At 45.1% G+C, this 12312-nt stretch carries 11 protein-coding genes and 1 pseudogene; 9 read left to right on the top strand and 3 right to left on the bottom strand.

Features of this window, described 5'->3' with window-relative positions:
- Window positions 1-54: 54 nt before the first annotated feature.
- The gene (locus AM1_RS29985; protein ID WP_012166773.1) at window positions 55-297 is read right to left on the bottom strand and encodes a DUF6429 family protein; all 243 of its coding nucleotides are present in this window, start codon (window positions 295-297) and stop codon (window positions 55-57) included.
- Window positions 298-420: 123 nt separating this feature from the next.
- On the opposite strand from AM1_RS29985, the gene AM1_RS29980 reads away from it, so the two are divergent.
- From AM1_RS29980 to AM1_RS42495, 9 genes and pseudogenes are all read left to right on the top strand, one after another.
- Entirely contained in the window at window positions 421-1287 is an 867-nt protein-coding gene (locus AM1_RS29980) for an Rpn family recombination-promoting nuclease/putative transposase (RefSeq protein ID WP_012166772.1), read from the top strand.
- A gap of 433 nt (window positions 1288-1720) precedes the next feature.
- Window positions 1721-2689: a carbonic anhydrase gene (locus tag AM1_RS29975; protein WP_012166770.1), complete on the top strand. Its 969-nt coding sequence runs from the start codon at window positions 1721-1723 to the stop codon at window positions 2687-2689.
- A 113-nt stretch (window positions 2690-2802) separates the two neighbouring features.
- Window positions 2803-2955 (top strand): annotated as a pseudogene (locus tag AM1_RS39045) (ISKra4 family transposase); the annotation flags it as partial.
- Between the two features lie 200 nt (window positions 2956-3155).
- Entirely contained in the window at window positions 3156-4157 is a 1002-nt protein-coding gene (locus tag AM1_RS37915; RefSeq protein ID WP_012166768.1) for a helix-turn-helix transcriptional regulator, read from the top strand.
- Window positions 4158-4293: 136 nt separating this feature from the next.
- Window positions 4294-6858 (top strand): TonB-dependent siderophore receptor, encoded by a 2565-nt coding sequence (locus AM1_RS29960; RefSeq protein ID WP_012166767.1) that lies wholly within the window; start codon window positions 4294-4296, stop codon window positions 6856-6858.
- A 14-nt stretch (window positions 6859-6872) separates the two neighbouring features.
- Complete coding sequence (locus AM1_RS29955) at window positions 6873-8150, top strand: MFS transporter (protein WP_012166766.1); 1278 nt, start codon at window positions 6873-6875, stop codon at window positions 8148-8150.
- Between the two features lie 49 nt (window positions 8151-8199).
- Entirely contained in the window at window positions 8200-8541 is a 342-nt protein-coding gene (locus tag AM1_RS29950) for a hypothetical protein (RefSeq protein WP_012166765.1), read from the top strand.
- A 379-nt stretch (window positions 8542-8920) separates the two neighbouring features.
- A complete protein-coding gene (locus AM1_RS29945; RefSeq protein ID WP_012166764.1) occupies window positions 8921-9733 on the top strand; it encodes a class I SAM-dependent methyltransferase in 813 nt (270 codons plus the stop codon).
- A gap of 30 nt (window positions 9734-9763) precedes the next feature.
- Window positions 9764-10303, top strand: coding sequence for a hypothetical protein (locus AM1_RS42495; protein WP_012166763.1), 540 nt, complete (start codon window positions 9764-9766; stop codon window positions 10301-10303).
- 105 nt (window positions 10304-10408) lie between these two features.
- Here AM1_RS42495 and AM1_RS29935 read toward each other — a convergent pair whose 3' ends face one another.
- On the bottom strand, window positions 10409-11026 hold the full coding sequence (locus AM1_RS29935) for a TMEM165/GDT1 family protein (protein WP_012166762.1): 618 nt from the start codon (window positions 11024-11026) through the stop codon (window positions 10409-10411).
- 613 nt (window positions 11027-11639) lie between these two features.
- Window positions 11640-12089 carry a Fur family transcriptional regulator gene (locus AM1_RS29930; RefSeq protein WP_012166761.1) on the bottom strand — a complete coding sequence of 150 codons (450 nt, stop codon included), beginning with the start codon at window positions 12087-12089 and terminating at the stop codon, window positions 11640-11642.
- Window positions 12090-12312 lie beyond the last annotated feature (223 nt).

Raw genomic sequence — 12312 nt, 5'->3', positions numbered from 1 at the left:
GTTAAAGGGTTGTAGGAGATAACGGGAAAGTCAGCTAAAGGATGGGCTTTATGATCAGGTCTCTTTTGTAAATAGCTGTTTGAATAGTTCTCGGCTTCTCGCTAGTCCTTCAGGTGTCAGAATTACAGATTTTGCCTTGGTGACAGGGTTACTGATCCATCCTTTTTGATGCAACCGATTAAGAGCCTCCCAATCGTAACCTTTCCAACTGCGTGCACCCTGCTCAGTTTCATCATGAATATTGAGGGCTAGTAATGCGAGAACGACATCATCGATTTTGTCATTGTCGGGCTGCATAACAATTTAACTAACATCGTTAGCTATCAATGGTGCTATTCAATATCCACTATAAACCGCCACTCTTCTGGAGCTACTTTCATTCAGTAGAATAACTGGAACGACGCAGAGTAATCTCGCCCTTTGAAAACAGATTCAATCTTCTATCGCATCTTCCAGGCAGATCCCGGCATCTTGTTCGAGCTGCTGGGACAATCCTCACATAGAGCTCAAGGCTATGAATTTAAGTCTGTTGAAATCAAGCAGGTTGCCTTCCGCATTGATGGCGTTTTCTTGCCTACTCCAGAGGCTGCAGACCAAACAGTCTGGTTTGTGGAAGTTCAGTTTCAACGAGACCCGGCGTTCTATCAACGGTTCTTCTCTGAGATTTATCTGTATCTCAATCTTCACCCTGACACGGTGGACTGGCAAGCCGTTGTTATCTACCCCAAACGCAGCATTGAACCAGACTATCACCATGTATTCCGGGCCAACCTGAATAGCGACCAAGTACATCGTATTTACTTGGAAGACTTGAATGAAGCCGTTGACTCTGTTGGTGTGGGTCTAATGCAGTTGATTGTGGCTGACTCAGCAAAGACCGTCACCCAGGCCCAAGCTTTGATTTCAAGGGTTCAGCCTCAAGAACAGACAAATCCAAGATTTGCCACGATAATAGAATTAATTGAGACAATTGTGGTCTACAAATTTCCACAACTGAGTCGGGAAGAGATAGAGAGTATGTTGGGCGTAAGCGAACTCAAGCAAACGAAAGTCTACCAGGAAGCCTTGGATGAAGGCCGCCAGGAAGGAAGGCAAGAAGGCAAGCTTGAAGGTGAACAATCGCTCATCCTTCGTCTACTCAATCGACGCATTGGTGACGTTGCTCTAGAATTGAGATCGCAAATCCAAGCCCTCTCCCTCGATCAACTCGAAACTTTGGGCGAGGCACTACTCGACTTTACGGAATCTGCTGATCTAGTGAACTGGCTCCAGAAAAATCGAGCATAGGCGGCAAGTCGGCATGTTGAGCCAAACGCGACATAAATTGCACCACAGAGCATGAACTTGCAGATTACTCTATAAGATCGGTGATTTTAATTCCAGATTTGTGGCCAAAAATCGGAATTAAAATGCTATTTGAATATCAAATTCTTGCTGTGTATTGTTTTGCACGAATCTCAAGGTCTGAAGATTTTGATGATTTAGTGTAATATCTGCTTGCTGCTTAGAGGGCAGGCCGAGGAGCAAATAGCACTCGCTTAAACGTCTTTCTCAAAATCAAATCGGTTGACGCTCTGCGGGGGAGCGGCCATACAACTGGGCTAATTGACTGTTGGAATATAATTTAAACAGCAGTTTTGGAAAGATTACTATCCGAGAACTCGCGTGAACTTGGCCCGATGACATTGTTCGCGCAGAGTCATGTCAAGGAAGTGCAGTCGTGAAAAAGCTCGTTCGTGGTCTGCAAGAGTTTAAGCAAAAATATGTTGCTCAACATCAAGAACTCTTAAAAGAACTCTCTCACGGTCAAAAACCTCGTGTATTATTCATCACCTGCTCTGATTCGCGGGTTGACCCCAACCTCATTACCCAGACAGATGTGGGGGAATTGTTTGTCATCCGTAATGCTGGGAATATCGTGCCCCCCTATGGGGCAGCAAATGGTGGTGAGGGCGGCACGATTGAATATGCCATTGCTGCTCTAGAGATTGAGCAAGTTGTCATCTGCGGCCATTCCCATTGTGGAGCAATGACAGGTCTGATGAAGCTGAACAAGCTGCAAGCAGATATGCCGTTGGTGTATGACTGGTTGCAACATGCTGAAACGACCCGGCGAGTAGTTTCAGAAAACTACCCAGAATCTCAAGGGGAAGAGCGGGTTGAAATTTTAGTCGCTGAAAATGTCTTAGTGCAGATTGATAATTTGAAGACTTATCCGATTGTGCGATCACGGATGCTGCAGGGCAAACTGCAAATTTACGGCTGGATTTACCATATCGAGACGGGTGAAGTCCTTGCCTATGATGAAAAGACCCATACCTACATTCCGCCGCAAAGCCAGCTTATAGAAAAGCCACCCAGCTTGCCCTCTCGTCTAGAGCAATATCTGATTAGCACCCATGCACCTCCTGTTGCTTGTGAATTGCCTGTTCCGCGACTACAGTCTGCGTCTTCGATTCCATCGACTTCACCCGTCAACGGTTCCACTGCCACGGATCGCATTCGATCTCAATTAAATGCCTTATTAAAGGCATCACCTGATTCATGGACGGATGTTGACGACTCGATGCGGTCTATGAGTAAGCTCCTTGAAGATGCCCAACATGAAGGGATGAGCGCTAATGAAGCAAATAATTATCATCATCAATTTTCAGAACAAATCCCTAAATGGCTTAGGCAACTGGAATAAACTCCATCAACAACAAATTAGAGAAGGTTACAATCGACTACACCAAAAATCTAGTGTTTATCAACGGCTGTTTCCGTACTCTTGGGTATACATACTGCAAATCAAATTTGGATCAGGTGGTGGCTAAGCGTTTGGAGAAAAAGCAGCAAATGCGATGGAGCAAGAAAGCGTATCTCCTATTGCAGGTCAGGACGAAGGTATTGGATGGCGACTGGCGTGAAACCTTTGAACGGTGGTATCCAGAACTGGCTGCTCCAGCGGCTTGAACGCTTGATCAAGGAGTTTCCAGGCTTTCCCACACTTGTTTTCGGTCTCACAGTTTTCATACTGCTAATCCCAATAGAGATGCACCATGTATTCTTATTTTTAACATTCCTTGATGCCTATCTCAGCAAAAATGCTCAAGATGGTACAACAATATAATTAAAAACAATTATCATTATCAAACCGTGCTAATTCTTTCCTGATGGCAACTCTGCAACTGACGCTCTCTTCTAGCAACCTCTATGAAATGCTGGCAGAATCCCAGCAGCAGATCGATGCTGACTATCAAATCCAAGCCGATCCCGTTACTTGGTCACTTCAGCAGTCCTTCGGAGACTGGCTAAACCATAGTTTCCAACTGCGAGAAGGATTAGATCTGGTGTTTACCCGAGCAAACTTACGAGAGAATCTGCATTTCACTGAAAGCTTTGAAAAGCTATCCATATGGGGACTTCGATTCCACTTAGCTGGCCATTCTCGACTACAACTTCACTCCAATCAAGCTGAGATTTTGACCCGCCCCCATACTAATATGCTGGGCTTTATGTCTGGAGAGATGCAGGTTAACACCACCTATCCAGCCCATCAATGTGTTGAGATGCTAACCCTGGTGATACACCCACAACTCTTTGCCACGTTTATCCCTGAAGATTGTCCTCTAGGTAGCATTGGTCATAATATAGCTAGACCCTTCTCAAGCGATTTCAATCTTGTGGGTCATACCTCTGCCAGTATGCTCACCCCGCTTCAGCAAATACTCCACTGTCCTTACCAAGGTGCTATCAAAAGAACTTATCTAGAGAGCAAAGCCCTAGAACTCATTGCTTTAAAACTAAATCAGGTCAGCGAATCACGTTTCTACCCTGAAGACATTAACTTAAAAACAGATGACATTGAGCGAATCTATTTGGCAAAAGAAATTTTGCTAGACAATATGGATAATCCTCTCTCGCTAGTCGCGTTAGCCAAGCAAGCAGGGATAAACGATTTCAAACTAAAGCGTGGGTTTCGCCAGATTTTTGGAACTACGGTTTTCGGTTGTCTGCGTCAACATAGGATGGAGCAGGCACAGCGACTGTTAGAGTCCTATGACCTTTCGATTTCCCAAATCTCTCAGGCAGTTGGCTATGCTAGTCCGAGTCAATTTTCAGCAGCCTTTAAAAAAACATTTGGCTATTCTCCTAGTAGCTACCGAGCACTGTAATTCCGATCCAATCATTCTTTCTAAGTGTAGATAATCAAAATAATCCGTTTAGAGACGAAAATAATCCGTCTCGACACAAGATCGTTATTACTTATTGAGTATAGTTATCAACTGTATTGTCTTTGTAGGTAATGGGGTGTCAAAAGCTTATAGTGCTATCGAAGTATCTGGGCATGAGATTACCCTGATACTTCTCTGTAGTGTATCGATAGTTCAACCTCAGCACGTTTTAGCAGCGCCAGAACAGCATCCAACTTTAGACCAACCCCAAGCTCATCCAGCTACTACTGTGACAGATTGGCTTACCCAGATAGAAGGAGACCTCGTTAAGGTCACGAACGTGCAGATTGAGACGACAGAAACAGGATTATCCGTGCAATTGAACACTTCAGCGGGACAGCTAGCAACACCTCAGATTCAGAGTATCGGCAATCGGCTGATAGCGGTAATTGATAATGCGATTCTCGAAGATCCCCAGGGCTTCCAATCAATTGATCCTGCATCTGATATTACTGAACTGACCGTGATTCAAGCTACTCCTACTCAAATTCGAGTGCTAGTGACCGGTGTAGAGTTGGCCCCTATTGCTCAAGTGACAGTGGGGACAGAAGGGTTAGCTTTAGTCGTTACTCCAATAACCGATGATGCTGAAACAGAGATTACTGTAACGGCAGAACGATCTCAAACAGGTTATTTTATCCCTAAAGCGACCACTGGAACGCGAACAGACACCGCCATACGCAATGTACCACAGTCGATTCAAGTACTGCCTAAAGAAGTGCTGAAAGATCAGCAAGTCACGCGTTTGGATGAGGCCCTTCGCAATGTCAGCGGCATTACTGGAGATACCACGGAAGGAGCGGGCTTTCAGTTTAGTTTGCGTGGGTTTTCGGCTGCCAAAGTATTACGAAATGGATTTAGCCTATCGGGATCAGATGCCCTCTCGAACACTGGCCTATTGACCTTGCCCGAAACTGCCAACCTAGAGCAGATTGAAGTTCTCAAGGGTCCTTCTTCCATCCTGTATGGAGAAATTAATCCAGGCGGTGTGATTAATTTAGTCACCAAAACACCCACCTCCCAGCCTTTATACGAAGCTGAAGTTCAGGTCGGCAGTCGTACCTTTTTTCGACCTCGGATCGATTTTTCAGATACATTAACTCAAGATGGTCAACTCCGCTATCGTCTTAATGCTCTGATTCAGCGTGATGAAGGGTTCCGAGACTATGACCAAAATATTCAGCGAGAGTTTGTCGCTCCTGTTCTGAGCTGGGATATCGGAGAAGAGACCAATCTAACCCTCGATTTTGAATATCTCCATGATCAACGCCCAAATGATAGTGGTTTGCTAGCCTTTGGACGAGGGGTTGTGGATGTGCCACGGGAGCGGATTGTAGGTGAACCGGATGATGTCATAGATCGAGATTTCATCACGACTGGTTATACCTTCAAGCACCAGTTCAACGAGAATTGGTCCGTTCGCAGTGCCTTTCGCTATAGCAAACAGGATTATTTATCCAACTTCTTTTTACCCCTAAACTTTAATGAAGCCACTGGTCTAGTGGCTCGCATTAACGGAAGTACAGACTGGTTTCAAGATTATCTCGGCTTGCAAACAGAGGTAACAGGTAAGTTTAAGACTGGCCCTATTCAGCACACGCTGCTATTTGGCGTTGACCTTAGCCAAGACCGCAGTGGTATTGACGCACGAGTCAATTTTGCCCCTTCACTGCTTGATATTTTTAATCCTGTTTACGGTACACCCACGCGCTTAAGCTTCAATGATTTTGCTACGGTAGCCCGAGCACAAGATGTCACCACCCGCAGGTTAGGAATTCTATTACAGGATCAGATTAAGGTGCTAGATAATCTGCAGTTTGTGGTCGGTGGTCGCTACGATACCGTTGACCAGCAAGTCACAAATTCTCCTTCTTTATTTGATCCAGCAGGTCGTCAGGGAGAACAGACCGTGGATGCCTTTACCCCTCGCGTTGGGGTAGTCTACCAGCTGATTCCTGAACTATCCTTATATTCCAGTTTTGCTCAATCCTTTACCCCTAGTGCCTCAACGACAGCAGCAGGAGATTTTTTAATCCCCGAAACGGGTGAAGGTTTTGAAGTAGGGTTCAAGGCTGAGGTGGTGCCGGATAAACTGTTTGCCACCCTAGCTTATTTTAATATCACGAAACAAAATGTTGCGACGCCTGATCCCAATGCTCTCGGTGTTTTCAATGCTTTTGTAGCGACAGGGGAACAGCAAAGTCAAGGAATTGAATTGGACCTATCCGGCGAAATTCTACCGGGCTGGAATGTGATCGCCTCCTATGCCTATACAGATGCTGAAATCACTCAGGATAATGTCATTCCTATTGGCAATCAACTGACTGGGATTCCCAAGCACAGCGCTAATTTATGGACAACCTACACCCTCCAACAGGGTGATCTCCAAGGGTTAGGATTTGGGATTGGTTTTACCTATGCCAGCGATCGCCAAGGTGATTTGAGCAATACCTTTGTCCTCAATGATTACTTCATTACCAATGCTGCTATCTTCTATCAGCGTCAGCGCCTCAGACTCGCCGTGAACTTCAAAAATATTTTTAACGTGAATTACATTCAGGGCACCCCTATTTCAAGAATTAGAGGCATTGAACCAGGTGAACCTTTCACTGTGATTGGCTCGATTACCTATCAATTTTGACTGAGCAAAGACAAATGAACATGATTTCAGCTCAAAGAATTCAGAAATTGAGCCTTTTGGCGAGTTTGTATGTCTCCCAATTCCTACCGTTTTGGTTTCTATTTGAAGCATTGCCAGTCATTCTCAGGCAAAGAGGGTTATCCTTAGCAGCTATTGGCTTATTGCCAATGCTACTGCTGCCCATTGCCTTCAAGTTTCTCTGGTCTCCCGTGATCGACTTTTACGGATTTACGCGGTGGGGACACTATCGTTTCTGGATTATTTGCTTTCAATCTGGGGTTATTGGTGTGACCGTTTTCTGTAGCTTTTTGAGTGTTGAGCACAACTTACCTGTCCTCTTGGTGGGACTAGCCTTGATGGCATTACTGTGCAGCAGCCAGGATATTGCTACGGATGCCCTGGCATTGGGCCTTTTATCTCCGAGAGAACGGGGAGTGGGCAACGCAGTCCAGGGGATTGGCGGCTCTCTAGGCAAAATGATTGGCGGAGGTGGCATGTTAATCTTGCTCAACAAGTGGGGATGGTCAAAAAGTTTATTGACTCTTGCTGCTTTGATGCTGCTGGCGTTGATGCCGCTCTTATGGCATAGAGAGACAATTAGACCTATGGGCCGAGTGACAGGCAAATCAATCAACCCTGCCTTGGACCCGCTCATTGCCTATTGCAAAATTTTTATCGAGTCTTGTCAGCGTCCAGGAATCAGAATATGGCTCTTGACACTGGCAGTGATCACGGCTGGCTACAATTTTTCAGCGGCAATGTTTCGTCCACTATTAGTCGATCTCGGTTTTTCCATCGCAGATATTGGCCGCATGATTGGTATTTTTGGCATTGCCATGACGATGCTGGGTTCAGCAGCGGCGGGTTTGCTAATGGCTAAGTTAGGCCGTCAGCGAGCGCTATTAATTGCAGCAAACACATTAGCAGTAGGCACCTTCAGCAATGTGCTACTAACCTACGGATTTACTCAGCTACCTGTGTTGAACACCATCATTGGTGTCACCTTCTTCGCTTTCGGAATACTGGGAACTACCGCATTCACAATTATGATGGATAAAAGTCGAATAGAGTTAGCTGGAACAGATTACACGTTGCAAACTTCTGTGATTGCTCTCTGTAGTATTCTTTCGGCAGCTTTAGGGGGTGTCATTGCTAGTATCGTAGGTTATCGAGGAATATTTATCCTTAGTACGGGAATTCTCCTGAACTGCAATTGGTTAATTGTTCAACATTTAGATCTCAATATCACCTCCTCAAAAAATTCTGAGACTTACGACTATGCTCACCATTGACCAATCTTCTTATCCCATTATCTCAGTGTATTTCGAGGGAGCGACGATAATGTCAGCAACGAAATCCTACCTTACACAATTTGAAGATTGGCTAATGAGATTACAGCCTTTTGGGATTATTTTGAGCCAAACCCAAAGCGAAGAAGTAGATCCTAAACAGATGCAGAGTATTCACCTGCTTACAGCACAGTGGGCCAAGCAATATCAATCTCTAATTACGGCTCACTGCCAAGGTATTGCGATAGGAGTGGAGACGGTGCAGGAACGAATAGCCCGCCAGACTAAAACCCCACAACTGATCAAAACGGTGTTTGGTTGTCCTGGTCAGATCTTTTTGCACTCGGAAGAGGCTAGACAATGGATACAGCAGCAGCTATCGCTTAAAACTTGAGTATTCCTGATGCATTATTGTGAACCTTATTAACTCAAGCAGGTGCAGTCTTGCGCTGAAGAACTCTATTCCTACTGGGATAAATGCAATCGATCTAGCTATTCAAGAATCACTAGCTAAGATTACGCAAAATCGAACAACTATTGTGATTGCCCATCGCCTTTCTACTATCCGCAATAGATCCTGGATCTATTGCGTCGATTTTCAGTTCCTATCAGAAAAGAGAAGATCCGTTTGGCGTCCAACAGATTCACTGTAGGTCATTTATAATTGAGCATATACAGTTGAGAAAATTTTTCATTAATTTATATCCTTGAACTCAACGGGGTAGTCCATCTATTTTTCGATAGCCAAACCTCTATGCTGTAGGAGAGGAAGAATGATCAGCCCTTCTGAGTCTAAACTGGCGGGTGTTCCCCGCACGATGCTGATGACCACTCGTGCCCGTGTTGAAGAGCATCAACGCCCTGATGCCATCTTGTATGACCCAAAAGTAATGGAATGGTGGTCTTCGCTCCAATGGGATCCTGAATTAGATATCTTCTATAGCGGTTCACTTGCGCAACTCACTTGGGCGGTACGTGCCCATCTATTTGACCAGATTACACAACGGTATCTAGCCAGTCATCAGGAAGCGATCGCCATTGAATTGGGAGCAGGGATGTCAACCCGCTACTACCGCGTGGGACAAGGCTATCGCTATTGGCTAGAGTTAGATTTACCGGAAATAACCACTCTCCGGCGTCAGCTAGATACAGAAACGGACCATCATCGATTCCTCGCTCAATCTGCACTTGACTTCACTTGGATGGACGAATTACCCGGAAATCCTGAAAATCTTCTGATCATCGCAGAAGGATTACTGATGTATTTCAAAGAAACCCAAGTACAGCAACTCATTGACCAATTGCACCACCGGCTTCCAGGAGCAACGCTAGTCTTTGATGCATTGGGTGGTTCTTCAAATAGCAAAGGAGCCAAACAGTTGGCTCAACTCGGTGCCCCCTTGAACTGGTTTATCAAAAATGAACAGGACATCGCAGCGATGGGATTGTCCCTCACAAGTGTACAATCCTTGATTCAAGCAAACTGCCGATATCCGCATCGCATCGGCTTTTTTCGCTGGGTCCCTTGGCTGAGTCAATTACCGCCCTTACGCAATGCTTGTTTGATTCTAGAAACAACCGTTTAGCCATAGCCCGCCCTAACTTTGTGATGGATCATGCTAACTATTGATGATAGCCGCTGGCCCCTTGTCTCAACTCGTTTTCAAGGACTTGGTACACCTGAAGAGATGGCACAATTCTATGCCTGCTTCGAGGAATGGTTGGCGAAGGAAGAACCGTTTGCCTTAGTGCTACAGCGGGATAATGCTGAAGCGGCAGAGAAACAAGGGAAATCACCTGAGGCCAAGCAACTCCGCAAAGAGGGCATTGCTTGGACCAAAAAACATAAGCCCTTGATTTCTGAATATTGTGCTGGTGTGGCTATGGTCCCCGATTCCGCTAAGCTCATTGCCCTGTGGGGGCCAATGGTGGCCAAGGTCACTCAAAATTTGTATGGCTGCCCTGGTAGAGTCTTTAGCTCTCTAGGAGAAGCCAATCTTTGGGCGACCAAACAGTTGGGTGTGCCTGTGCAGATAGAGACAGCTGCTCCCCCATCTCTAGCCATCAGCCGATTGATCTTCCAACAACGCTGGATCCTGGTATTGTTAGGGATTTTGGCAGCGATCGGGGTTGCTTTAAGACTTATTCTCCACTAATGCCGCGTTTTACAAGTAGGACCGGCAGGGGCATTCGCCCAATAAGTTACGGTTTTGGATTTAAGGCATCCTCACTTTCAGTATTCCTCAGCATTGCGCATCAAGTCATCTGCTGATTACGACGATGCCGAATATCAGAAATAAAACACCACCTATGGCAGTGAGTAAACGCTCTGAAATCCGTCCGGCAATCAATTTACCACAGACGACTGCAATTGCGGCACAAATAGCATGACCCAAAATAGCTCCTAGAAAAACTCCATAGGGATTTTGAGCAGTTGCTAGAGTAATCGTCGCGACCTGGGTCCGGTCCCCCCACTCCGCCATAAAAGTCAAAGTAAAAGCTTCCATCCATATCGCTCTGCCTGACCAAGCGGTAACACCCTTCTCTCGACATTCGACAGCCTCTAATGCATCAGCTTGCTCATGAACCATCCCCTCATTACCTGACATTCGCATCGCATCGTTGAGCAGTTTGAGACCAAAGCCGATAAACAAGACCACCGTTACCCCTTTGACATACTGCTGAGGAAAGACTGTTGCTACCTGCCCAATCCAGACCGACAAGGCCGTCATTGTAGCTAGAGCGACGGTTACTCCCCCATAAACCCAGCGACGCGGATGACGCATCGCTAGAATGGCACCTATAAAAAAAGTTTTGTCACCCAATTCTGAAAGCGTAATTAGTAACAATCCGGCTGTAAATCCAGGCAAGAGGTTCATTTGCTGCTCCAGTACTGTATTGCATGAGCAGGCATGACAGGCATTTCCAAAGACCCCATCAAGCCCACTCTTGTTGTGGACTTAATGAAGGTCTCGCTTGCAAGCTAGAAAATTCTAAATTGCCGTCTGAACCAGGTTAAACACCAGTATGTTGACTCAGACGATGGGCCTTGTGCGGCTAAAGCTACTCCCCTTCGTTCAGGACGATAGTAGCATTATTTTGATGAATTAAGATCATCAAAAAATCAATAAATAGTATTAATAATAATTCAGTATTTTCATAATCATCTCATTTTTATAATCAACAGATTTTCATTTTTAATTCACTTTTTAATTAAGATTCTTCTAATCCATCTGACTTATTAATTACAATCCATCACAGAAACATGAGCCTAGATCATCGGAAAATTCTCATGATGGTGATGACTTCCTTTCCTCGCTTCAAACAATTTCCGTGCCATTCAACTCATTCGTTGGAACTAGCAAAATGTTCTAAGCCAGCAGAACTGAAAACTCGATATTCTGAGTTAATAAATTGGAAGTTTCGTTGTGTTATTTCTAAGATGAAGATCTGACAAAAGCAAGGCAAGCTTCTAAACGCATACTGGTCTAATCAACTTTGTGTAACTGACCGTTGACAGCTTGGACAAAGTGCATGAATGGTGAGCTGACAATCTAGGAGGTGAAATCCGGCTTCCTTGGCTTGACGTTTGCCTATTCTGAGGATCGAACTATTTTTGAATTCAATGGTCTGATTGCACTTGACACAGATGAGGTGGTGATGACGATGATGATAGGGTGGATTTAGCTCATAGAGTTTTCGGTCTGGGGGAAGCTCTAGCTCACGCAATACTCCCATCTGCGACATCAGCTTAAGGTTGCGATAAATCGTCGGCAGACCGATGGAATAGTCTTGTTTAACGAGTAATTGGTGTAGCTTCGCAGCACTTATGTGTTGCCCCTCGGGTAAAGCTTGGAAAGCATTCAGAATCATCTCACGTTGCGAAGAGATCCGCCCACCTAGCGCATTCAGTTCAGCTTTAAGCGTGTTAGCCGAATACATCAGTAGCCCAGTTCATCCTTGGTCGTCATTATCATCAAGCAATGAGTGTATGGATAACTACAATCAGAATACGTTCTCAATAATCAATTGTCTAGCAGTGGTCTTTGACGATTTCACTCCCGTATTTTGTTATGACGATATCGATGTTTATAGCATTAATATCAATCCATGACTAGGATTCAGCTCAATGGAGCCCTTCGATTCCCCGAGAAACGGGTGAAGC

The sequence above is a fragment of the Acaryochloris marina MBIC11017 genome (assembly GCF_000018105.1).
Taxonomy (GTDB): domain Bacteria; phylum Cyanobacteriota; class Cyanobacteriia; order Thermosynechococcales; family Thermosynechococcaceae; genus Acaryochloris; species Acaryochloris marina.
The sequence above is the reverse complement of the archived record's forward strand: the minus strand, read 5'-3'. Positions and strand labels throughout refer to the sequence as shown.